A 24,440-nucleotide genomic window follows, 5' to 3' on the forward strand; every position below is an offset into this window, starting at 1 on the left:
AGCCAACATCAGAAAAGATACATTACACAAAATCACGACTTATATTAGCAAAAACCACGCGGTTATAGGGATAGAGGATTTGAATGTATCCGGGATGTTAGGTAATGGGAAATTATCAAAAGCTATAGCCGCTATGGGCTTTTATGAATTTAGGAGGCAGCTAGAATATAAAACACAACTATATGGCAGTAAGTTAGTAATTGTGGATAGATTTTATCCCAGTAGTAAGACTTGCTCAAGTTGTGGAGAGAAGAAATCATCTCTGTCATTATCTCAAAGAGTGTTTAAATGTGTTCGCGCAGCGTGGCGTAAGCCATTAGCTGTGGTTTTGAGTGTGACAGAGATTTAAACGCTGCGATTAATTTAAAAAAAGAAGCGGTCAGATTGATCGTGTTAGCCTGTGGACTAGATAGTGCCGACACTTCTAGGATGAAGCAGGAAGAAAAAGCTGGCTCTTGTTAGCATTAGTTAGCTTTTTTGGATCGGCAGAATAAATATCACTATTCCTTGTTCCCTGTTCCCCATTTTCGGTTCCCTTTCCTCACGGATAAATTCTTAACTCCAATAGACTTATACCACCTCTACTTTGAAACCCATAGTTTTTTCTTAATCGGGTTTTGTTCCTAAATCCTACACTCTTCCCTGTTCCCTGTTCCCTGTTCCCTTTTGACAAACTCCAGTTCTCAACTTGGACGAGGTTTATATATAGCTTTAGCAATAGTTTATCTATTGCGATACTATTTTTAATAATGTAAATCACATAACATACACTGATTATGGAGCCAGACTCTTTACCAACTGAGGTAATTTTGACAAATCCGCGTCAGTCTCTTGGTAGATTACAACTTGATTGGACACCCCAACCGGGAAACTATCTTGATTTTGAAGGCAAAACCTATGCAGTATTAGAGCGCCGTCATAGGTATCAATTGAAAGCAGGACGCTACCGCTTACATAATATTGCTATTTATGTTCAAAAAGCTAAACGACCATCAGAAAAAACTTTAGTAGCTGGACGTTGGGTAATTGGTGATGCTAGTTGTGACTACAATGCTAATTCAGAAATCATTCGCTGTGCAGTTAACCCAGAAGGACCTTGTAATTCTTGCCGTTTTTATGAAAATTCAGGGAACAGGGAACAGGGAACAGGGAACAGGGGGAGAATAACAAATGACTAATGACCAATTACCTCTCCTACTGTTAAATGAGTACCATTAACAAAATCCCATCCTGACTGGGGACGTTTACCAGTTAGCTGAACTTCTCTCAACCACAAAAAACCTTCCCCAGTTTGTACAATTGCTCCTATTCCCTTGGCAATGCTTACTACTTCTCCAGGTTGGGCAGATACAGTTGACAAATCAGGTATTTTGTGTATTTTATCTTGTAATTGTTCCGGTAATTCTTGAATATAAGCAGCATCTAAGGGAACAGTAGCAGTAATTTTCAGCTGTTGATTGCGAAAGGTAGTGATGCAGTTAGGATAAAAGCCTCTAATTTGATTGTGTAATTCAATAGCACTTTTTGACCAATCCAAATTATAATCATCCTTTTGAATCAAAGACGCATAAGTGGCTAAAGAATTATCTTGGGGAATAGGTTGAATTTCCTGAAGTTCCAACTTTAGCAAAGTTTCCACCAATAAATCTGCACCTATGACAGCCAGCTGGTCGGCTAAAATTTGGGCATTATCCAGTAATTTAATGGGTGTGGTGGCTTTTAGGAGCATATCTCCTGTATCCATCCCCACATCCATTAACATAGTTGTGATTCCGGTTTCTTTCTCCCCGTTATATAGACACCACTGAATGGGAGCAGCCCCTCGATACTGAGGTAAAATCGATCCATGTACGTTGATGCAAGCTAACTTTGGCATCTTTAAGATTTTCTTAGACAAAATTTGTCCATAAGCAACCACTACAAACACATCCGCATCTAATTGTTGTAATTGGATTAAAGTTTCAGCATCTTTTTTAACTCTCTCAGGTTGCCATACTGGGAGGTTGTGAGCATTAGCAACTGTTTTGACAGGTGAAGGAGTCAGTTTATTCCCGCGTTCTCTGCGTTTATCCGGTTGGGTGACAACTGCTAAAACCTCAAAATCAGGATGATACAGTAATTTTTCTAGAGTAGGAGCGGCAAACTGGGGAGTCCCAAAAAATACTACTTTCATTAGTGATTAGTTACTGGTTATTAGTTATGAGTTACTAGTCAATATTAAGTGCGTCACGAATCACTGACAACTGACAGCCCGCAACTGACTAAATGACAATAACAAGGAAAAAGATGCAAAGCAATTTTGCTTTGACGACATTAAATTTTAGCTATTTAGTGGTAAAGTATTTATTATCGGTGCAACAAAAAGTTCCTTAATAAAATACAATGCCTTGGCAAGCAGATCAGCTAATATCAATCAGTGATTGTATCTGCTGTTTGCAGGTATAGATATTTCGTTTTGTCTCATGGCTGGAAAATTCAGCATCTACTCACCCAATTTATTTGATAATTGACCAAATTCAGCTTTCTTGCATCTGCGCGATCGCAATATATATTTTATTGGTTTGAGAGCAAATTTGCAATTTATGAATTTGGATAAATGACGGTGAGGTTTTATGGATGTTGCTCAGACCGTGGTAGATTTTTAAAGGAATAAATCACTTTCAGACAGATACTCTTTAGTTTTATCGGGGTTGGCGCTGTTATACCAGATTATACAAAGGGAAAACTGAGTTAAATGGTTTAGTTTTTGCTAAAACATTTTTATCAGAATACATAAATTGAGGCACTAGCTTTAGTCACCTAAGAGCGTAGTTTATATCCTTTCTCAAGTTACCTATATTTGGTCCTACCTAAGTATGGGCATAATTTAGGCATCCATTTACACGTAGATGACTGGAATGATCAACAGCAATATTCACTGTAATTAAATTGGCCTGAACAACCAAGTAATTTAAAGAATGTAAAGGTGTGAACAATGATTGGAAAATTTTTGTAAAGTGATGCAAAATTTGGCGAGATGATCTCGTTAGAGCTTCTAGTTTGTTGTTATACATATAATCATAGCTTTTCCTCTTCCTGCATAGACATTGCTCCTCACATAGCCACCGCCCCTTAGAGAGTCCACTCATGCTGAAATCCCTTTTGCTGTCAGGATGGTTCCGCGTACAACCATTTCTTAAGTACGTTATCGTTGTTATATTAATTGCTCCCTTAGTAGGTGTATCAATTCACTCTAGCGTAGCGAAACAATCACAATTAAAAGTAGGAAAAATTAGTTCAAGTCCTGGCAAATCTGATTCAACGTCCCAAGTAACGGCTATTGCTAGGGAAAATGATTTAAAACTAGGTGAAGTCAAATCCTTGGAAGCAAAATTTGGGAATGTTGTACCAGTAGACAAGTCTGTGAGTGAAGAAAGGCAAGTATTACTGGCCGATAAAATTGATTCTGGGGCAGGACAAGAAAATCAGCACTCAAATAGTAATGTACCTGTTAGCGATATCTTGGGGCTAGTTAAACAGGGAAATTTAGCAAAGATCCCTGGTGGTCAAACTGATTTAATCCAAAAATTAAAGGATGCTAAAGTCCAGGCTTTACGGGGTGAAGTTAACTCTTTAGAAAGTGAGAGTCTGAAAAATGAAATATTAAGAACAGCGACAGGAACATCAAATATTAGAGAATCACAGCCTTCCTCCATGACGGAAGTACCTGTAGATGAACAGCAAAATCAGTCCGACGCAGTGCCAGATGATCCCATAGGTAGTCCTCATCCAATTCCTTGGAAATGGATCATGATGACTCAGGAAGCTATTGGTGGTCAAGGGGGTTCTGGGGTGCGACACTATCGTAGTATACCAGTAGTTTCTCCCGATGGTAGATATGCTGTTTATAGCCGAGTGCAACTAGAAGTGCAACCGGAAATGCACAACAGCCGAGTTACCAGCTTGTTGTTTATCGAAGATCGGCAAACCAAGAGTTTACGGGTAATGGCTAAAACTGCTGCCATTGCTGATCCACTGTTAAATCAGCCAATTCCCGCCCAACAAACTGATGCCGAAGGGAAAATAGGGGTTTTAGTTCCGGTTAGCTGGTCTCAAAAAGGCGATCGCTTTTTAGCCCGCAAATTTGTAGGCATCTTCAACACAGCAGATGTGACAGACCATGCAGTAATTTGGGATCGGCAAGAAAATCATACCAAAACCGTTGCTCCAACCCAAGGGGAAGATGAGCATGAAAAAATAGCGATATTATTAGGTTGGAGTAAAAAACAACCCGATCATGTGCTATTCCGTGCAGGTGAACTAGGGGAAGAAAATTGGCCTTTGATACAAGTTGCTAGTGATGGCAAAAGTGTAAATGTCACAAACGATGGCGATCAGCCTGTTACTTTTGGTGAAAGAGATACACAGATTTGGGCAGAACCTCAAGTTGCTTCCAGATAGTGAATCAAAATTTTGGATAATAAATATTAATTTTAATTCCCGTTGTTGCCCAAGGTGATAACGGGTATTTTTTGTTATCCGCAGCAAGATGTTTTTAAAGTTGAGCTATAGCAGGAGTCAGGAGTCAAGAGTAAAACCCTTTTGTAGTGGGAGTTTCATTATCAATTGATGTCCTAACCACCCTGTCCATGGCTATACTTATTACCATTTAGGGCATATTGCAGGTACATGAGGTACAAAATTTGCTCACAAAGCTACGGCACACTCATGCTTTTACTCCTGACCCCTGACTGCTGAATTCAGCTATATGTTCAGGCTGATTTAAAAAATCTAATAATCTCCCGAACATGATCCAGAAATTGCCCATCTGTAGAAAGTTGTGCAATGGCATTTCTGGCTTCTCTGGATAGTCGCTCATGTTCAACTTGGTTTGTAGCCCGTAATTCTTCTAAACTAGCAATAATACGAGCTAATTCTCGACGAGTTTCTTCATTAAACCTTTGGTTATTTGCTGCCAAAGAATATGGTTGTTCTGGGTTAAGTTGGTCTTCTAAAGATTGGACTTTTTGCTCTATTTCATAAAATCGGTTACGAAGTTCCAAAATATCTTCACGCGGATAGGTAAATGCTTGACGAATCATTCTTAACCGAGCATATAAATATTCGTAGGCGCTAATAGCAGGACGGAGTAAAGTTAATAACAAAGCTGCGCCAGAACTGATATATCCCACAGCACTAATACCAGTAGCAGCTAGGATATAAAGAGCAATAGCTGAAACTAAGTGTAAACCAATAGCCAACCAGAGCGATCGCTTGGCTAAAACTTTCACATACTTAACTTGTTTCTCATCTACAGGAATATTTTTTTCTATAGATTCTGCTGCTTCTGCTAAAACTTCCTTAGCTTGAAAATGGACATTCCACGGAACTGTCACAATCACCAATAACCACCAAAAACTAGCACCACCAATTACCCAGTCGAGAACATTACCTGCGGGTATATGGAACCATTGCAAAACACCAAAAGCTACCAAGAATGTGACTACAATTCCCACAATAGAACTGATAAAAAAGTTCAAATACATTGTTCTCTGTCTCCAGTAAAACTGTTACCTTTATCATGTTCACAAGTTCCCAGTGATACATATATCATTGTGCTGGTTTTTCTAATAGCACATCATCTTCAAAAAAGATAAGATGTCAAAATTAATCATAATTGTTTCACCAGCAGCTTGATAAAGTGCGGCTATTTGTGGAAATCAACAACCCTACTCAGAAAAAGTCAACTCAGCGTTTTATGTATTCCTTGCCTTAACTTGATGGAGACTTGACAATTAATAGCACAAGAGATAGTCTATAATTATTGCGGGTGTTTAATCAAAACCTTCTTAATTAATCAAAAATTAAACCCCTGAAAATCAGTAAAAACTTCAGCATCTTGGTAAGTTCGGTTTGGTAAGTTCGTTCGGGTGTCATCGGAAAAACCCCAAGTCTGAATAGACATGGATTTTATTGGTACGCAGTTTCGGTTAGGGTAACTGAATAGAATCTAGGTTTTAATTTGCATAGAATTTAACCTCAATTCTTCATACCCAGACTGCAATCTATATCAACTCTGGCTACTTACAGCACAGAGCAACATCGTCACGCAGATTAACAGCGGGGTGAACTCCTATCCTCCACTGCAATCTATATCTACTCTGGCTGCTCACAGCACAGAGCAACTTCGCAACGCAGATTAACAGTAAAAATTGACAAACTGCGGCACTAAAGCCCTACCACAGCGGATGAGTAGATTACATCGCAGTAGCGGCAATTATCAAAAATTGGCAGAACCAAAAATAGTACAGAATTATGAGCGAACAAGTTTTTAACATCTCCACACTTAATGGTACAAACGGCTTTACTATCATCAATGGACCGATTCATGATGACCACTTAGGCTACTCAATTAGCAACGCTGGAGACGTTAACGGTGACGGCATCGATGACATAATTATTGGCGCTCCCCTAGATGATCCCAATGAGGAAAATAATGCAGGAAGCAGCTATGTAGTATTTGGTACTAACCAAGGCTTTCCTACCACCATAGATATCTCCACCCTAAATGGGATCAACGGCTTTACTCTAATCGGTGGTACAGAAGGTGACGGATCAGGCCATTCAGTCAGTGCAGCAGGAGATATTAACGGCGACGGTATCGACGACCTAGTGATCGGCGCACCCTTTGCTGACCCAAATGGTGAGAGTTCTGGGGCTGCATACATAGTATTTGGCAAAAATAGCTTCAGTTCCACCCCTACTATCAACCTTTCCAGTCTTAATGGTACGAACGGTTTTATTATCAACGGACTGGCTGCGGAAGACGAATTAGGCTATAAAGTCAGCAATGCGGGGGATATCAACAAGGACGGCTTTGATGATCTAATTATCGCCGCTCCCAACGTCTACAGCAATCCCAACGGTCAACCTGGAAAGGCTTACGTAATATTTGGTCAGAGTAACTTTAATTCCAACTTCGACCTCACCAGTCTGAATGGTAGCAACGCCTTTGTCATCAACGGACTGACTGCGAACGACGAATTAGGCTTTGCGGTCAGCAGTGCTGGAGACGTTAATAATGACGGTATTGATGACCTCATTATTGGCGCACATTATGCCGACCCCAATGGTAGCAGATCCGGGCGGGCATACATAGTATTTGGCAGCGAAGAACAATTTTCATCAACCCTTGACCTCTCCAGTCTTAACGGCAGCAACGGCTTTATCATCAACGGTCAAGATGATGAGGAATTAGGCTTCTCCGTTAGCAGTGCAGGGGACGTTAATAATGACGGTATTGATGACATAATTATTGGCGCACCCTTTGCCCATCCCAATGGCGTAACTCATGCTGCTGGAATCAGTTATGTAGTATTTGGTAAAGATGGTAACTTTGAACCCATCTTAGATCTTTCCACCCTTGATGGTAATAACGGCTTTGCCATCAAAGGCATTGGAGAATCTGACAACTCAGGCTGGGCTGTTACTGGTGTGGGAGATGTCAGCGGCGATGGTATCGACGACTTCATCATCAGCGCCAACAATGCAGATCCCAATGGTGAGAGTTCTGGCCAGAGCTACGTAATATTTGGTAAGAACAACTTTGGGTCCTCCATCAATCTTGCCGATATTGATGGCACTAACGGCTTTGTCATCAACGGCAAATCTGTGTGGGATAACTTAGGTCATTCAGTCAGCGGTGGAGGAGATGTAAACGGTGACGGTATCCGTGACCTAATTGTTAGCGCCCCTTTTGCTGACTCCCAAACTGGGGAAGGCTACGTGATTTTTGGCATCAATAACACCCCCACAGATTTGTTACTTAGTAACGAGAATGTTGATGAGAATGTTGCAGCCGAAACAGTTATTGGCCAATTTACTACCACTGACCCCAACGCAAAAGTTCAGAAGTTCACCTATAGCTTAGTTGCTGGTGCTGCGGATAATGATGCTTTCATTATTGATGGTGATACTCTGAAAATTAAGCAATCTCCAGACTTTGAAACCAAGTCAAGTTATCTCATCCAAGTTATAACTACAGACCAAGGTGGACTGTCGTATCAGAAGGAATTGACTATTAATGTTAATGACATCGATGAAACAGGAGGCAATACAGGTACAAATACAGCACCGACAGATTTAGCCTTAAGTGCTACTACTGTTAATGAGAATATTACAGACGAAACTGAAATTGGCACATTTATCACTACTGATCTAGACACAAGTGATACCCACATCTATAGCTTAGTTGATGATGAAAACTATCCTGATAATGCTGCTTTTATCATTAGTGGCAACAGTCTGAAGATCAAAAAATCTCCAGATTTTGAAACTAAGTCAATTTACAACATTAGTGTCAGGACAACGGATGCTGGTGGACTCTCTTTTGTAAAAGAGTTGACTATTAATGTTAACGACATCAACGAAAACCAAGAACCTCCAACTGGTGGAAATACCCAAACTCAAGTAGTCAAGATTGGTGATGATGTTGTTCAAATCATCAGCAATAATAGCAAAGTCAGATTTGAAGCCAACCTTCAAGCCAATAATTCTAATTTGGTTAAGGAATTAGCAGTATTTACCGTTGATGATGCAGATGGTAAAATTAATGGCATTGCCCCTGGTGAGGATGGATATACTCAGGCCGCATTGGCAAGAAGTAAGGTAGTTTTCTCTGCTATTGCTAAAATTCCTAACCAGTTTGATATCAACAATCTCAATAAGTTATTAGAATTGAATGCCAATGATAAATTGAGATTCTATATAGTGGAGGATGGAACAAATGATTCTGTAAAAGCTGGGTTTACTCCTCTTACCAATGTTATTTTCCCTAGCTTATCAAGCCTCAATATTACCCCGTTAGATGATGATAAGTTCTCTGTTGATTTGGGGAATTTGGTTGTAAATATTAACGCTACAGATAAACCCTTATCTCTGGGTACAAATCTACAAGATAGTTCACAAGGAGAAAACATTGATTTACGCAATGTAACTGGTTTAGTGAACGCTGAATTTACAGTTTACCGAGAAGCAGCATTTGATAATTACGTTGGCTTCTATAAAGTCACTGATGAAACCGGTGGAATTGATATTGATGGTGATGGTAGTGCCGATATCTTGCCCGGACAAGCAGGTTATACTCAAGCTGCGGTTAATCAGCATTTAAGCAATTTTGGTTTGACTGTTGGTAATGGACAAACAGCGACTTTTAGCAGTACTTTAGAAGGTGGTGCTATCTACGTACCATTTATTATTGCTAATGGTAGACCCGATGCTGTTCTTGATAGTAATCCCAACAATGATCCATCAGTTTACTTTACATATTTAGGTGCTAATTCTGATCGTGTAGATCACGTTCGACTTTTGGGAGATAACACCTTTGGTTTTGAAGATATAAGCGGTGGTGGAGATTTAGATTACAACGATATGGTTGTCCAAGTTAAATTGTCAGCCATAGTTTAGAAATAAGTTTAGAAATCTCTTATAGAGACGTTTCATGAAACGTCTCTATAATCATGATTAAGTATCAGCATGATGATGAATAAGAAGGTAAATTGGTATTAGCGTGTATTGCTGGTAAATAAAGTACAATATTTCATTACACAACCATCATGTAGCAAAAAGATTTTACTGCTGACTGCTGACCGCTGACTGCTAATAGCTGCTGTAAATTTTCACTTGGTCTTTTGAAGACTGCAAAATTCTTCTGAGGGAATTTTCCTTAACTATCATGGCTGCATGATTAATATCTAACCATATCCTTTCTCTTTGCGTTGCTTCTGGCCAATCTTCTAACACTTTTTCCACTGGCAACCAAAATAAATGAACTTGATAAATATTACCGCGTTTACGATATTTATAAGCACCTATTTTTTCACTATTCACTTGACCCACAACTCCTGCTTCTTCCCAAGCTTCTTTAGCTGCTGAATCTGATGGACTCATACCCTTACAAACTCCTCCTTTGGGAATTACCCAGCTTTGACGTTTACGAGTAGTGATCAATAAAACTTCTACTTTTCCATCTCGGACACGATATGGAATTACTCCTGATTGTTTGCATATTTTGTTGGTTTTTCTTCTCATGGGAGTTTATTCCTGATAAATTAACCTCGATATTGTCATTACTGCGATACTTATAGGGTGATCGTTACAGTCATCTTGGCAGTGTTGACTATAAATCTATTAATACCCTTGGTTACATCTTTCACTGGCTTAACTGGTTATTCCGTATAATATTTAACGAAGTTTGATTATTTATCCTCATTTATGCCAAATTCGTGGGATGATTATGTGGTAATTAAAGCACAAGGTTTAGGCTATTACCCAAATATATTAGTCAAAACTAACCAAGTAAAAAAGCCATATTGGCAATAAAAGAGTCTCTGTTATGCAACCCAAACCCCCAACATTTTGGTTAATTGAACCTGAAAAAAACTCATCACAACAGATAATAGCTGGAGGAGTTATCTTACCAGATGGACAAGTGGCTATAGCTCGATGTTTGCCAAATTCTACTCATGCTACTTTCCCATCTTTAAAATCTTTTCAACAGTTGCAAGACAAAAGGGGTAGACAGTTAGTATTTGATGATCATTCACGAGATGGATATGATCTCAACTCTTTTAAGTTAGTTAGAAAGAAAGATGTAACAGGTATTAGTGGAACTGGTATAGTTGCTGTAGGATGTTATTTTCAAAGTTTTGGTGGTCTTGCTGTTATGCAATGGTTGACTGACGCTGCTTCAACTGCTTGGTATCCGGGAGGATGGGAACAAATCGAATTGATTCATGGACACAATCGTAAAACTCAAATTGTCATGGATGTTTAAATTTCGATAAAATTATAGCAGTCCTCTTTGATTTATAAACTGACTCATGAGGACAGGGAATAGGGAATAGAAAGTGTTTGTGAATGATTTAGGATGTCTATATATAGGATGCGGATTAGATTTATAAAATTTCTCATATTGAACAATTATGACTAACATAGAAAATTCTAGTGTAAATTTCGTACTAGTTACTGGTGCTACTGGTGGTGTCGGACAGCTTGTAGTCGGCAAACTATTAGAAAAAGGTTTGTCAGTTCGCATCCTCACACGAGATGCAACAAAAGCTAAAAAGATGTTTGGCAACAAGGTAGAAATTGTTGTTGGTGATATCCGCGAACCAAATACCCTCCCAGCAGCAATGCTAAATATCACCTCCATTATATGCTGTACAGGAACTACGGCTTTTCCATCTGCTAGATGGGAATTTGATTCACCTCCCAACATTATCGAATGGGGTCTGGCTTTGTTTGACCCCAAATCAATTGAAGGTAAAGCAAAAAATACTCCCTTCAAAGTTGATTCCCAAGCTGTTAAAAACTTAGTCGCAGCAGCACCTAAAAATTTAAAAAGATTCGTTTTTGTCTCTTCCTGCGGTATACTCCGTAAAAATCAAATTCCTTTTAGTATTCTCAATCGCTTTGGTGTCTTAGATGCTAAACAACAGGGAGAAGAAGCGATAATTAATTCAGGAATTCCCTATACAATTATCCGTCCTGGACGCTTGATTGATGGACCATTCACTTCCTATGATCTTAATACTTTACTCAAAGCAAAAACGGAAGGTAAGTTAGGAGTAGTATTGGGTAAAGGGGATAAACTTTCAGGTGATACTAGTCGCATTGATGTGGCTGCTGCTTGTGTGGAAAGTTTGTTTTATCCAAGTTCTGCTGGGCAGGTTTTTGAGTTAGTTAATCAAGGAATAAGACACCCTGTAATTGATTGGCAGCAGCTTTTTTTGGAGATTAGTAATTCTTAAGGAGTCAGGAGTCAGAATACTGGTTAAATCATAAATTAACAAATTTAGATCCCCCCTTATCAAGCAGGGCTGTTTCATTCCCTAAAACAGGTAAAATAGCAAGTGTTGAGGGGGTAAAATTATGGGTGCTTCTCTGATGGAACATCTGCGGCAAGTGGAAGACTTCAGAACGACTAATGGTCGAAGACATCCACTCTGGCTGGTATTGCTGTTTGTAATAATGGGAACAATGAGTGGATATGTCGGGTATCGAGCATGGGGGAATTTCGTTAAACGCCATCGTCAAGTATTGATCAAAAAGTTTGAAATCCAAAAACATGGTGTTCCCTCATACTCAACGATCAGACGGGTAGTCATGGGAGTAGATTTTGATAAGTTGGCCACTTCATTCGCTCAAAGATTTCTCTCCCATGATATTGACAAACTCCTTCTCCTTATGGAATGAAACAGCCCTGCTGATCAAGGGGGGCTAAATTTTTCTGTGATATCGTTACAAATTATATCTTCCCTTAATCTTCTTAATAAGGGTGGATAAATTTTTCAAAGTCTCCCTTTTTAACTGGGATTTAGGGAGATATATTTTTGCTCAATTTCACACAAATTTCAAAGAATCTAATCTTCCTAAAACTGTCATATCTTCTGCATCTAATTCTACAGGTATACCACTACGAATTAGTTCTGAAAAATCTTCATTAGGAACCATAATCGTCAGTGCATAAAGACGAGAATTACCAGTATTTCTAATCAAATGAGTGCCTGTTGCGGGAACTAATAAACTATCTCCTGCTTTAATGGGTACTTTTTTACCATCACAGATAGCAACTCCTTCTCCTTTGAGAATAAAAAACATTTCTACTGCCCATTGATGGCGATTTGGTGGGGTTTGTCCACCCACATCAAAGATTTCCACACAGCAAGTTAAAGAAGTATTCGCAGAGGTCGAATCAAAGATAATTGCTAACCGATTAGAGTCTTGAGGACTGATGCGGTATGCTTGATAATCTTTGGGAGATTTGATAACTGGAATTACACAGCGAGTAGTAAGCATATATTTGGTTTGGTAATTGGTAATTGGCTAAAAATTAAAAAATTTATAACTCCTGACTCCTGACTCCTGCTATAATTGCCGAAGAATCTGTGACAAAACCAAAGCATTGTTTGACATTGTACAAAGTGGCTTGCCAACAATATTCTGGTGAAGTTGTGGCTGTACAATCGGTGACTAAAATGCAATCGTATCCTAAAAAGTTAGCATCACACAAAGTTGTCAAAACACATTGATCAGCGTTGACACCTGTAAATAATATTGTCGTTATTCCCAGGTTCCGCAGAATACTATCTAAAGGTGTATCCCAAAACCCACTCATGCGATATTTATCAACGCAAATATCTGTCGGAAGTTGTGGTAGTTCATCTACTACAGCAGCCGCCCAACTATCCTTCATGAGAACTTCTGCACCGTTGCTAGGTAGGGGATCACCTAATCCTACACCTTCACCTGTAGGATTATAGACATGAAGTAAACCTGCACTAATATTGAGTAAGTCCGGTCGATTTCCCCAATTGAGCCAAATTATAGGCACGTCAGCAGCCCGCAGTTGTGGTAATAAATTTTGCAAAGGTGCAATGGGTTGACGGGCGGGGGTGACATCTACGCCGATATGCGCTAACCAACCATCAGGATGACAGAAATCGTTTTGCATATCAATAATGATAATGGCGGTTTTTGCCAAATCAAGGCGCAGGGTTTTGGTTTCTGTTGATAAGATAACGGGTTGTGGGGTTTTTTGAGGACGAGTAATGTCTGCAAACGTCTGATTGACTCCCCAAGCATTGGGGTAAAATCCTAGTGTTCGTAACGGTAGATTCATAAATGCTAACACCCAATATCATTGCTTAATTTGTAACTTGAAATGATGTTAATTGTTCAATTACTTAATCAAGGTTAAAATCATGAACTTTACTATTCAGAAAGCTTTAATTGCTGTTACAGATGGTTACACAACTTTAGATGTTCAGGTTGTTAATGGTATCATTACTGCTATTGGTGAAGATTTAGATGTGATTGGTACAGCAATTAACGGTGAACATAAACTGCTGCTTCCTGGGTTTTTTAATGCCCATACCCATTCTTCGGAAAAGTGGCAACGGGGAGTAATTCCACCTTTGCCTTTAGAATTGTGGTTAGCCCACCTATATGATTTTGCTCCCTTGGATACAGAACAAGTTTATCTTAGCGCCTTGGGAACTGCTGTAGAAACTTTACTTTCTGGGGGAACGAGTGTAGTAGATCATTTGGTGTTAATTCCTGGTAAGGAGATGGAAACCATCACTACAGTAGTTCGCGCTTATCAAGAAATAGGAATTAGGGCTTTTATTGCCCCTTTAATTCAAGATGAATCTTTGACTGCTGGGATGCCTACGGGGGAATTAACACAAAATCATGAACCTTATTTTCGTTCGACTGCGGAAACTTTAGCAATTATTGAAGAAGCTGTAATTAAGTTTCATCGTCCAGATGAAGGGATAAATATTTTAGTTGCACCAACTGGAATACAGTTATGTACTGATGCTTTATTTACAGGTTGTATTGATTTGAGTAATCGTTATAATCTTTGTCGTCACTCTCACTTATTGGAAACTAAAGCCCAGGAAAAATTAGCAGCAGAAAAATATGGTTGTAGTGCGGTTGAACATTTAAATAGGATTGGTTTTTTGAGCGATCGCACTAGTTTAGCCCATTGCGTTTGGTTAACTGATGCTGATATTCAAATTCTGGCAGAAACTCAATCTACAGTTGTGCATAACCCGTTAAGTAATCTGCGTTTAGGTAGCGGTATTGCACCGATTTTAAAATATCGTCAAGCTGGGGTAAATGTAACTTTTGGTTGTGATGGTGCTTCGAGTAATGACTCTCAAGATTTGTTAGAAGCGATTAAAATTGGTTCTATCTTACATAATGTTACCGATTTTGATTATCAATTATGGATTACACCGCGTCAAGCTGTAGAAATGGCTGCTTTAGGTGGTGCAAAAGGATTAAATATAGATGAAAAACTGGGTTCTCTAACTGTGGGAAAAAAAGCAGATTTAGTTCTTTATGATTTAACTAGTTTATCTTTGCTTCCTCGTACAGATCCCATTGGTTTATTGGTTTTAGGTCGTCCTGTGAATGTTGTTAATAGTGCTTGGGTCAATGGTAAACAAATTATCGCTGATGGGAAAGTTACCACTATTAATGTTGATGAATTACGCCAAGAATTATTTAACCGCAGTCAGTGGGAAACAAGGGGTAAATCGCCAACTGTAGCGCAAATCGAGTCTCATTATCGTCAAGTGATGGGTTTGTAGGTTGTGTATTGAATTTGTACCATTAGGACAGGCATCTTGCCCGTCCCGCAAGGTAGGTGAAGATAAAATACTTTTCAATTGATTTATTAGGTTGATGGATGTAAAGGGTCTTAATAATGCTCGAAACCCTGCCTGATGAAAATGGATATCAGCAGTTAGTGCATCAGTAATTTCTCGACTCTGCATCACGATGAACTGCAATCAACCAAACTCCATTCTTTATCCTATCGAATAGCAGTTTATTTGTGATTTTCTTAACTTGATTTCTAATCCCATCATCAAATTTAGCTAGTTCTTGCCTTAACTTTCTTTGTGCCAGGTTATAGACTAACATGGTAATACTCCGTCTCCTATTAGATGTTCTGTTGCTTTTCCTACAAAATATTCGTCAAATAGGTATAATGGGGCGCTTAAAAACCCTAATCCATTCAATATCATTGCTTTCATTACTTGTCCTGGTGTGAGAATTTCTTTTGTTTTTATTCCCACTATTTTATTCACTTCTTCTACCAATTCCATCTCATCTATTATTCCCGCTACTATTCCTAAATGGTCTATATTTAGGATTTGTATGGCAACTTGAGACTCTTTCATGTTTTTTCTCTTTCTCTATTTCGCACTTATTATTTTACAATAAATAGTCTGAAATGATTACCAGCCAACCATTTCAGGCTTTATATTTTTACAATTTCTAATTATTTAATCTGCTTCAATATCTGCAGAATGTGGGATTAATCAGGGCTGGAAAATGCCAACCCATGTAATTTTAGAGTTTGGATTTTAGATTTTGGATTTAATTATTATTCGTTGTCGTAGTATTTTGAGCAGCTTGTTTACCTAAAATCTCAATAGCTTTAGCAAATTGAGGGTCTTCTAAAGTAGCTAGTTTCTCCCGTTCTTTTAGCCATAAATCTTGTCTTTGGGCATCAGTCAAATCCACTTTTACATCTGGATCAATGCCATGCTTATTAATATCTTTACCGCTAGGGGTATGATATTTAGCAATAGTTACTGCTAACCCTGAACCATCTTCCAAAGGACGCACAGATTGTACTAAACCCTTACCAAAAGTTTGCGTACCAACTATTACCCCACGTTTATTATCCTGCAAAGCGCCTGAGAGAATTTCACTGGCACTAGCTGAACCCTTATCCACTAACACCGCCAACGGTTTAGTTGTCAAAGCACGTCCTCTGGCTATTTCCCGCTCTTGCTCACCTTGACGGTTGATAGTAGAAACTATGGTTCCTTTATCCAACCACATCCGGGCAATGTCCACACTGGAGAATAATAAACCACCAGGATTACCCCGCAAATCCAAAACGTAAGCAGATACGTTTTTACCCTCTAACTTATTAATAGCGTCTTTCATTTCCTTGCCAGCATTAGCACTGAACTGATTCAGGCGAATGTAACCAATTTTACCTGCTGGAGTTTGCTTTTCAGAAAACTTAACCGGATGAATTTCAATCCGCGCCCGTGTGATGTCAAATTGTTTTTTCTGACCATTCCGCAGGATTTTCAGCTTCACGTTGCTTCCCGCTTCACCCCGAATTAAAGACACAGCTTGGTTAGTGTCCATGCCTTCAGTGCTTTTGCCATCAATTTCCAGGATGACATCCTTAGCCAGAATTCCCATCTTAAAGGCAGGTGTATCCTCAATCGGGGAAATCACAACCAATTGCTTAGTTTTTTCATCCTGACTGATAGTAATACCAATACCTGTGAGTTCTCCAGAGGTATCAACCTGCATATTCTTGAATTCCTCTGGGTCCATAAACCGGGTGTAAGGGTCTTCTAGCTTTTTCAGCATTTCCCGGATGGACTTATAAGCTTCCTGTTGATTACTGTAGGACTTGCTTAAATATTGTTTACGAACAGCCTGCCAATCGACTTGATTAAAAGTACCATCTACATATTGGCGGTGAACAATTTGCCAAACTTCATCTATCAACTCTTTGGGACTTGCTTTAAATAAAGCCTGACCACGGGAGTGAATGCCAAGACTAGTAACCGCAATTGTAGAAAGCGTCACTGCTGTAGCACCTAAAACAAGTCTACTTTTTGTAATCACCATAATGACAGCTGTGTCAGAGGGAAAATTTATAGTCAGTATGCCCAATCTAACACAGGAATTGGGGATTGGGGATTGGGGACTGGGGACTGGGGATTGGTGATTGGGTTTTCTGCATTTTTCTCATAAAGTTTTTCTTCCCTGTCACCTGTCACCTGTTCCCTGTCACCTCATTTAAGGGTCTACCCAACGTCCATCAGCTTTAATCAGATTAATCAACTCCTCTACACCTTGATTTTCGGGAACTTTTTTAATTTCTTCCCTGCCACGATATAAAGAAATGTAACCGGGTGTTTTGCCAACATAACCATAGTCAGCGTCTGCCATTTCTCCAGGTCCATTAACAATACAACCCATCACGGCAATATCTAACCCTGTTAGGTGTTTGGTGGCTTCCCGAACTGTGTGCAGCACTTCTTCTAAGTTAAACAAAGTTCTTCCGCAAGAAGGACAAGCGACATACTCGACCATTGTTTTCCGCAAACCTAAAGCTTGCAGAATGCTGTAACAAACGGGAATTTCTTTTTCTGGTGCTTCTGTCAAAGACACACGGATGGTATCACCCAAACCATCAGCTAATAATGTGGCAATGCCAGCTGTAGATTTAATTCTGCCATATTCCCCATCACCGGCTTCTGTTACACCCAGATGTAAAGGATAGTCCATCCCCAAATCATCCATGCGTTTGGCCATCAAGCGATAAGCAGCAACCATCACGGGAACTCGTGAGGCTTTCATGGAAATGACGATGTTACGAAAATCCAAAGATTCACAAATGCGGATGAATTCTAAGGCAGATTCTACCATCCCTTCTGGAGTGTCACCGTAGGTAAATAGCATTCTTTCAGCTAAGGAACCATGATTTACACCGATACGCATGGCTTTACCTTGATCACGCAAGGAAATGACCAATGGTGCTAAGGTTTCGCGGATTTTTTCGCCAATTTCGTCAAATTCAGCTTTTGTGTATTCGGTGCGGCTGGTATTTGGTTTTTCAAACACATACAACCCTGGATTGATACGCACTTTTTCAATGTGTTTAGCAACTTCCAGGGCAATTTTCATGCCGTTGTGATGGACATCGGCGACAATGGGAACATCACGGTATGTTTTGATTAATTTTTGTTTAATTTCTGCCAATGCTTTGGCGTGTCCTAGACTGGGAACTGTAACGCGGACAATTTCGCAGCCTATTTCATGGAGACGACGAATACCCGCTACAGAACCATCAATGTCTAGGGTATCTTCATTAATCATTGATTGTACCACCACAGGGTATCCTCCCCCAATGGTCACATCTCCCACCTTGACAGGACGGGTTTTGCGGCGTTTGATGGTGGTGTCAAAGACAGGTTGACTAGTGGTGTTAGTAGTTTCAAGAGTCGGCAGAGTTTGCATAACCTCAACAGGTAGATTTTCTGTAGCTAAAATATCAGATCGGAAAAGCTTCTGATTCTCAGATTGCCACAGTTGAGGCATTTTTGGGTGATGGATTGGAAAATTTACCGAAGAAGAATTCAGGAGTCAGGAGCCAGGAGTCAGAATGACTCCGGTGCTACTGGTGGATGAATCGAGGTTTAAAGCCCCTGGATTTATCCGTGGAGAAAAGAAAAAATTTTCGCGCGGTTGTTACCCCTGACTATTACGGCACGTCTACGACGAACAGGCATTCTGACTCCTCTTCATTCCTTCCCCACACCTATTCTTCCACAAAAACTTTTCAATCTAGTGAATTTCTCTTCTTTGAGCTACCTCAAAGACAGCAGGATAAAATTTTGGCAGATTGGGGATAGAACAGATTCAGAGGTCAGACAAATGACCAACACTATCCTTAATTTCTCAACCGCTTCGGGACACCAAGTTTTAGCAGCAGCAGGTAAAAAATATCTACGTCCTGGTGGACGCATAGCTACAGAAAAATTATGCCAATGGGCGAATTTTCAACCAGGTGACAGAGTTTTAGAATTAGCTTCTAGCTTTGGTTATAGTGCCATTTCTCTGGTTCAACGCTACCATGTAAAGGTAGTCGGAATAGAAAAAAATCCCGTAAGTGTCGCTAGTGCGCGTGTTAATGTCCGCTTTGCTGGCTTAGAAAATGAAATTGAAATTATTGAAGGTGATATTTTCCAACTGGATAAAATACCAGGAAAGTTTGATTATGTTTTAGCTGAAGCAATTCTGACCATGCAATCTCCACCAGGGAAAGCCAAGCTGTTAACAGAAATTGACAACAAACTGAAACCGGGAGGTAAATTTCTCTCCCATGAATTATTAGCTAATGAGAAAGAAACAGAAATTAGTGCAGAGTTAGCCAAGGTAATTCGAGTTAATTCTACACCTCTTTCAGCAAGTAACTGGATTCAGGCTTTTACACAAGCAGGATTACAAGTACAGAAACATGAAACTGATGCTATGAATTTACTTAATCTGTGGCGAATGTTGCAAGATGAAGGCATTTTCAACACCATGCGGATTTTCTGGAATATCTTAACACAGCCTGCTATTCGCCAACGCATTTTAGAAATGCGTCATATTTTCCATAAATATGAGCAAGAACTAGGCTACATCATTATCTGTGCTGTTGTTGAATAATATTTTGATTCTTGACAAACTTTATTATGAGATTGCTATGAGTTCTACTGTCACTCAACTACAAGAACAAATTGAATATCCCCGTGCGGGAGTTTTCAGCAAAGTGCTGGCAAAAGATACAGCTTGTCAATATACCCTCTTTTGTTTAGCAGCTAACACCGAAATATCTGAACATACCTCTACACGCAATGCTACTGTCAATGTCTTGGAAGGTAGAGGTTTACTAACTTTATCAGGGGAAGAAATTAAATTAGAACCTGGAGTTTTTATTTTTATGCCTGCTAATGCCCCTCATGCTTTACAGGCTGAATCTAATCTATCATTTCTGCTCACACTTTCTGAAAAATCAGCAGATATTAATTAATTATTTTGGGAGATTGGCAAAATGTCATCACTAATTTCTACCTTTACCGAAAATTTAGATTTTTCTCAATCAGAAATAGAATCAATACTTTCCACACCTTTAAATGAGGTGCTTAATTCAACGGCATTAAAACAAGAATTAAACAGTTTAGATATTAACTTGCTGCGAGAAACTTTACCAACCGCAGGACAAGTATTAGCTGAAAATTTACCACCTTTTTATAATTGGCTAAAAAATGAATTAGGAGTGAAGCGTGTTCCTGATAGTCCAGATCATACAACAAAATGGGTAATCAACTTTCTCCATAATCAAGAAAGTTTAAATCACCTCGTTGAGTTACATCGTCCAGTTCCACACGCAGCTTTAGAACAAGCTGTTCCTCGTTTGGTGGGTTTATTTGATGGTGTGGAAGATATTAAAGTTCGTCAGGAATGGGAAAAGGCGGTTGCAGCACTTTGTTTAGTTTTAGTTGTTGATGCCCGTGAACAAGAAAAACTTGCTAAGGTGTGTTAATTGTTTTGGTGGAAAATGTCCACCCAGCCCTTTTAAGGTGACTCGAAAAATCTTTTCTTTCCTCTCTAGGCGATTTGTATCTCTGTGGTTGAAAAGTCATTTATCTAAGAGGTTGTTTGAAAAGTATTGTATGAAACCAGCAATTGCCAGAAACCTAACCCCCCTACCCCCCTTCCCTACAAGGGAATGGGGATTTTAAAGCCTCTTCCCTTGCAGGGGAGAGGTTTGGAGAGGGGTTAATTTATACATAAAAAACTTTAAAAACATCCTCTAACCGCAGAGGCGCAGAAAACGCAGAGGTATGAGGTGAAAGAAAGAGGGATGTTTTATCTAACATTTACCCACTTTGAAAGGGCTATATAATACCAATTTTACTCAATTTTTCCATCGGCAATATCGTCTAATTTATGAATATCAATTATTGTGATTTCTCCACCTCGATGATAGTCAATTACTGATTTCATACTTTTAATTAACCGCACACATTCTTCATAGGTAATGCCAATACTCCGCGCCATGCGATAATATGATAAGCTTTCTTTTAAACGTTCACCTTTTGCTGTTGTTTCTGTTCCCGATGTAGTAGCAAAATATTGAATTAATCTCGCAAGTCGAATAATTGCCCTTTCCGAAACTAAACCATGAACTGTTTGATGTAATTGCTGAATTCGGTTATTGAAAACTCCTAACATTCGCAAAGCAATATCAGGCTTTTTTTGAATCGCTGTTAATAAAGCATCCCGTTCTACGGTGAGAATTTCACAATCAGTTTCAGCGGTGACTGTGGCTGGAGAAATACCATTACCTAATAATGCAGGTGCGGCGAAAATTTCTCCAGTTCCTAAGTTGCGAAGTATTGTTTCTTTACCTGTGGTTGCTGTTTTACTAACTTTAATTATTCCACTGGCAACAGCATACAATTTAGCGGGTAAAGAATCACTTTCATGAAAAATTATCTCCCCTTTTCCATAACTTTTCAACACAGTATAAGGTTGCAGATTTAGTTTATCTGTGGTTTCTAAATCTGCAAACACTTTAATTTGGGTAATTTGTGCTAAGGAAGCCTGCATTATAGGGCAAATGCGGGACGATAATGAATCCAAGGATTAGCTGCTTCTAATTGCGCTGCGAGGCTGATAATGGTAGATTCAGCGGCAGGTTTCCCAACTAACTGCACACTCATGGGTAAGCCGTTACTATCAAAACCTACAGGAATGGCGATCGCAGGTAATCCAGTAGCATTTGCTACAGGACAAGGGGCAACCCAGTTAATAATATTCTGGAATGTCTCTTCAGGACTCAAATCTGCCCATTCATCCACGCGAATTGGTGAATGCAAATAAACGGGTAGCACTAACACATCTATCTGATCAAAAAAGGCGACAATTTGCCGTGATGCTATTTGCATTTGTGCCAATGCTTGCAAATATTCAGCCGCAGAACCAGTTCTAGCAAATAACCAGCGATTCAAGGGCTGTAAGGCTTCTGGGGGTATTCCTGCGGCTGCTACTCCCGTTTGCCAAACAATTTGAAATGGTTCTACTAAACCGCTGAAATCAGGGCATTTTTCTTCTACTTGATGTCCCAATTGTTCTAGAAGTTGAACTGTTTGTAAAACTCCTTGTTTACAATTCTCGTCTGCTGATCCCAAGGGATGAATGTTGGTACTAAAAGCTATTTTTAAGCTAGAGGTTTTTACTTGAGTTGCAGCGAGAAAGGAAGGTTGTGGATCGCTTAACCAATAAGGATCACCGGAAAAATAGCCAGATATAACATCTAACATTGCTGCTGCATCTGCTACAGTTCTGGCGATTGGTCCACTAACAGCTATCCCTCCCAATCTATCGCCAACAGGTGCTTTTGTGACTCTTCCCCGCGCTGGTTTGATTCCCACTACACCACAACAAGCCGCAGGTCCCCGAATGGAACCACCACCATCGGAACCTTGAGCGATCGCACTCAATCCCGCTGCTACGGATGAGGCTGCACCACCGCTGGAACCACCGGGGGTATATTCTAAGTTCCAAGGGTTTCTAGCTGGTGGAAATCCCGCAGGTTCGCTGTAAGGACAAGAACCTAATTCGGAAGTTGCAGTTTTGCCAAGAATCGTAAAACCGGCTTGTTTAATTTTGATAACTACGCCATCATCATAGTTAGCGATATTATTTACTAAAGCCGGATTTCCGTAAGTGCAGGTAACACCTGCTACGGCATTTAAATCTTTAATAGAAATCGGTACACCAAAAAATGGCGGTAGTTCTGAGGTGGTTGTGAGCAGTTCTGTTTTGGCTTTAGCATCAGCAACAGCTAAATCTGCTGTAACTGTAAAATAACTTCCCAGTTGGGGATTTAAGCGGGAAATTCTTTCTAAATATATTTCTACCAATTCTAGAGGTGACACTTCCCGACGACGGATTAATTGCGCTAACTCTAAAGCTGGGGTAAAAGCTAAATCAGTTTCATTCATTGTTATCGCAGGGAACAGGGAATAGGGAATAGGGTTAAAAGTCTTGTTGTATCGAAGTTTTATACATCTATCAGGAGTTAGAGTTTTTGTATATTTCACAATTATTAATTTAGACTCTTGATATTACTTCTACTTTTTAGCAAGCTATCATTTTCAGATGCGTATGTCTAGAGACACAAACTTGCTCAAACCCTGGCTGTGATCCAAATTTGTATCCTCCAAAAATATAAATCAAAATGCGATCGCTTTGTTAAGGAGTGTGATTTCACTTACGGCTTACACCAAGCCATGCTATCAGCACTGCGATCCGCGCGATCGCAATTCTCAACCCAAATTAGCTGCGACGTTGCTGACGGGATGCCACAAATAGCACAGCCATCACACCAAGCGGTAAAAGTGTGGAAGGTTCTGGCACTGATTGAGGAGGCTGATAATTAGTTTTCAGATTGCCTACCATAGCAATTAAATCATTATCACATTCTGGTGACAAGTGAACTATGAAACTACCATCAGGTAATAACTTCCTGGAAAAACTGAAAGCTAAGGTTTGAGTACCTGTAGCGCCAAAATGAGCAAAATTTAGTCCCAAATTGCTAACATCATTTAATACATTCACATCCCCAATCTTTGTCCCCGTAGCAATCACATTTTGAACGTGATGATTTTCATTGAAATAAGGATTTATCATCCCTAAATCACCATGAAAAGGGTTTCCTCCTTTACTAATTACCCTGTTGTTATAACCCCTTAAACTCGCATCCTGTAACAGCAAACCATTCTCTTGAGCAATAGCTTTGGCTGTGACATTCTGATAAACTCCTAACTCCGGTACACCTGATTCATTTACTGCCCAATGTACACCGAATAATTCACTAGCAGCATTAGCAACATCTAGAGATTTTCCCGTGAAATTTAGCAATAAATCGCCCCAAGCGACATGAAAATCCTGAGCATAAATATTGCTAATTCCTCCAGCAGGTAAATTGGTATTAATTGCAAAGGTGATCTCGTTAGCAGTTTCCTTCATTGCCATGCCATAAATTTCGTAAGGTGAGTCACTAATACCAACACTCGGTGACAAACCATCATTAAAAGAATCAATGGTGTAATACCATTCACCTAACAAACTACTAGCATGAGCAGGTTGCACAGAAGTAGATATTAAGCCAAAACTAGTCGCAAGTAAGCCTAACAGCAATTTAGTAGCTTTTTGGCACAGCATAAAAATTTTTATCCCCTGTTAATGGGTAAATTTATTAACAGAACAAGATAACTTTATAGCTATATTTT

22 protein-coding genes and 1 pseudogene are annotated in these 24,440 nt (G+C 39.5%); 11 read left to right on the forward strand and 12 right to left on the reverse strand.

What is annotated here, in order from left to right; genetic code table 11:
* Both H6G06_RS20570 and H6G06_RS20575 read left to right on the forward strand, forming a co-directional pair.
* Positions 1-349: RNA-guided endonuclease InsQ/TnpB family protein (locus H6G06_RS20570; RefSeq protein ID WP_242039799.1), on the forward strand; the 349-nt coding region annotated here is incomplete at its 5' end.
* A 427-nt stretch (positions 350-776) separates the two neighbouring features.
* A complete protein-coding gene (locus H6G06_RS20575) occupies positions 777-1,178 on the forward strand; it encodes a DUF6464 family protein (RefSeq protein ID WP_190563513.1) in 402 nt (133 codons plus the stop codon).
* Here H6G06_RS20575 and fmt read toward each other — a convergent pair.
* Positions 1,175-2,173 (reverse strand): methionyl-tRNA formyltransferase, encoded by a 999-nt coding sequence (fmt, locus tag H6G06_RS20580; protein WP_190563515.1) that lies wholly within the window; start codon positions 2,171-2,173, stop codon positions 1,175-1,177. The genes H6G06_RS20575 and fmt overlap by 4 nt on opposite strands.
* A 953-nt stretch (positions 2,174-3,126) precedes the next feature.
* Between fmt and H6G06_RS20585 the strand changes: the two genes are divergently transcribed.
* The gene (locus tag H6G06_RS20585) at positions 3,127-4,440 is read left to right on the forward strand and encodes a hypothetical protein (protein ID WP_190563517.1); all 1,314 of its coding nucleotides are present in this window, start codon (positions 3,127-3,129) and stop codon (positions 4,438-4,440) included.
* A 311-nt stretch (positions 4,441-4,751) separates the two neighbouring features.
* Here the strand turns inward: H6G06_RS20585 and H6G06_RS20590 are convergent, their stop codons facing one another.
* The gene (locus tag H6G06_RS20590) at positions 4,752-5,525 is read right to left on the reverse strand and encodes a hypothetical protein (protein WP_190563519.1); all 774 of its coding nucleotides are present in this window, start codon (positions 5,523-5,525) and stop codon (positions 4,752-4,754) included.
* A gap of 769 nt (positions 5,526-6,294) precedes the next feature.
* Between H6G06_RS20590 and H6G06_RS20595 the strand changes: the two genes are divergently transcribed.
* Positions 6,295-9,444 carry a DUF4114 domain-containing protein gene (locus H6G06_RS20595; protein ID WP_190563521.1) on the forward strand — a complete coding sequence of 1,050 codons (3,150 nt, stop codon included), beginning with the start codon at positions 6,295-6,297 and terminating at the stop codon, positions 9,442-9,444.
* Positions 9,445-9,636: 192 nt separating this feature from the next.
* Here the strand turns inward: H6G06_RS20595 and H6G06_RS20600 are convergent, their stop codons facing one another.
* A complete protein-coding gene (locus H6G06_RS20600; protein ID WP_190563523.1) occupies positions 9,637-10,068 on the reverse strand; it encodes an NUDIX hydrolase in 432 nt (143 codons plus the stop codon).
* Between the two features lie 304 nt (positions 10,069-10,372).
* Here H6G06_RS20600 and H6G06_RS20605 point away from each other — a divergent pair, with 304 nt between their 5' ends.
* The 3 genes from H6G06_RS20605 to H6G06_RS20615 all read left to right on the forward strand — a co-directional run bounded on the left by H6G06_RS20605 (position 10,373) and on the right by H6G06_RS20615 (position 12,234).
* On the forward strand, positions 10,373-10,813 hold the full coding sequence (locus tag H6G06_RS20605; RefSeq protein WP_190563525.1) for a hypothetical protein: 441 nt from the start codon (positions 10,373-10,375) through the stop codon (positions 10,811-10,813).
* Between the two features lie 148 nt (positions 10,814-10,961).
* Positions 10,962-11,789: an SDR family oxidoreductase gene (locus H6G06_RS20610; protein WP_190563527.1), complete on the forward strand. Its 828-nt coding sequence runs from the start codon at positions 10,962-10,964 to the stop codon at positions 11,787-11,789.
* 121 nt (positions 11,790-11,910) lie between these two features.
* On the forward strand, positions 11,911-12,234 hold the full coding sequence (locus H6G06_RS20615; RefSeq protein WP_190563529.1) for a transposase family protein: 324 nt from the start codon (positions 11,911-11,913) through the stop codon (positions 12,232-12,234).
* A gap of 147 nt (positions 12,235-12,381) precedes the next feature.
* On the opposite strand, the gene H6G06_RS20620 is transcribed toward H6G06_RS20615, so the two are convergent.
* Positions 12,382-12,837: a cupin domain-containing protein gene (locus tag H6G06_RS20620; protein ID WP_190563531.1), complete on the reverse strand. Its 456-nt coding sequence runs from the start codon at positions 12,835-12,837 to the stop codon at positions 12,382-12,384.
* Between the two features lie 43 nt (positions 12,838-12,880).
* Positions 12,881-13,660, reverse strand: a complete 780-nt coding sequence (locus H6G06_RS20625; RefSeq protein WP_190563533.1) for a cysteine hydrolase family protein — start codon at positions 13,658-13,660, stop codon at positions 12,881-12,883.
* Positions 13,661-13,742: 82 nt separating this feature from the next.
* Between H6G06_RS20625 and H6G06_RS20630 the strand changes: the two genes are divergently transcribed.
* Entirely contained in the window at positions 13,743-15,140 is a 1,398-nt protein-coding gene (locus H6G06_RS20630) for an amidohydrolase (protein WP_190563535.1), read from the forward strand.
* 163 nt (positions 15,141-15,303) lie between these two features.
* On the opposite strand, the gene H6G06_RS28055 is transcribed toward H6G06_RS20630, so the two are convergent.
* From H6G06_RS28055 to ispG, 4 genes and pseudogenes are all read right to left on the reverse strand, one after another.
* Positions 15,304-15,474: a hypothetical protein gene (locus tag H6G06_RS28055; RefSeq protein ID WP_190563537.1), complete on the reverse strand. Its 171-nt coding sequence runs from the start codon at positions 15,472-15,474 to the stop codon at positions 15,304-15,306.
* A 5-nt stretch (positions 15,475-15,479) separates the two neighbouring features.
* A pseudogene (locus H6G06_RS20640) lies at positions 15,480-15,734 on the reverse strand (DUF4277 domain-containing protein); the annotation flags it as partial.
* 199 nt (positions 15,735-15,933) lie between these two features.
* On the reverse strand, positions 15,934-17,217 hold the full coding sequence (ctpC, locus tag H6G06_RS20645) for a carboxyl-terminal processing protease CtpC (RefSeq protein WP_190563538.1): 1,284 nt from the start codon (positions 17,215-17,217) through the stop codon (positions 15,934-15,936).
* 171 nt (positions 17,218-17,388) lie between these two features.
* Positions 17,389-18,612, reverse strand: coding sequence for a (E)-4-hydroxy-3-methylbut-2-enyl-diphosphate synthase (ispG, locus tag H6G06_RS20650; RefSeq protein WP_190563705.1), 1,224 nt, complete (start codon positions 18,610-18,612; stop codon positions 17,389-17,391).
* Positions 18,613-19,029: 417 nt separating this feature from the next.
* On the opposite strand from ispG, the gene H6G06_RS20655 reads away from it, so the two are divergent.
* From H6G06_RS20655 to H6G06_RS20665, 3 genes are read left to right on the forward strand one after another with little or no spacing between them, the layout of a single operon-like run.
* Positions 19,030-19,806 carry an SAM-dependent methyltransferase gene (locus tag H6G06_RS20655; protein WP_190563540.1) on the forward strand — a complete coding sequence of 259 codons (777 nt, stop codon included), beginning with the start codon at positions 19,030-19,032 and terminating at the stop codon, positions 19,804-19,806.
* Positions 19,807-19,843: 37 nt separating this feature from the next.
* Positions 19,844-20,170, forward strand: a complete 327-nt coding sequence (locus tag H6G06_RS20660) for a cupin domain-containing protein (protein ID WP_190563542.1) — start codon at positions 19,844-19,846, stop codon at positions 20,168-20,170.
* Positions 20,171-20,191: 21 nt separating this feature from the next.
* Positions 20,192-20,683 carry a hypothetical protein gene (locus H6G06_RS20665; protein ID WP_190563544.1) on the forward strand — a complete coding sequence of 164 codons (492 nt, stop codon included), beginning with the start codon at positions 20,192-20,194 and terminating at the stop codon, positions 20,681-20,683.
* Between the two features lie 371 nt (positions 20,684-21,054).
* On the opposite strand, the gene H6G06_RS20670 is transcribed toward H6G06_RS20665, so the two are convergent.
* The 3 genes from H6G06_RS20670 to H6G06_RS20680 form a co-directional block, all read right to left on the reverse strand.
* Positions 21,055-21,753: a Crp/Fnr family transcriptional regulator gene (locus tag H6G06_RS20670; protein ID WP_190563545.1), complete on the reverse strand. Its 699-nt coding sequence runs from the start codon at positions 21,751-21,753 to the stop codon at positions 21,055-21,057.
* Complete coding sequence (locus H6G06_RS20675) at positions 21,753-23,150, reverse strand: amidase (RefSeq protein WP_190563548.1); 1,398 nt, start codon at positions 23,148-23,150, stop codon at positions 21,753-21,755. The genes H6G06_RS20670 and H6G06_RS20675 overlap by 1 nt, the downstream gene beginning before the upstream one ends.
* Positions 23,151-23,484: 334 nt before the next feature.
* Entirely contained in the window at positions 23,485-24,372 is an 888-nt protein-coding gene (locus H6G06_RS20680) for an XDD3 family exosortase-dependent surface protein (RefSeq protein ID WP_190563550.1), read from the reverse strand.
* Positions 24,373-24,440: the final 68 nt, after the last annotated feature.

Source organism: Anabaena sphaerica FACHB-251 (genome assembly GCF_014696825.1).
Classification (GTDB): domain Bacteria; phylum Cyanobacteriota; class Cyanobacteriia; order Cyanobacteriales; family Nostocaceae; genus RDYJ01.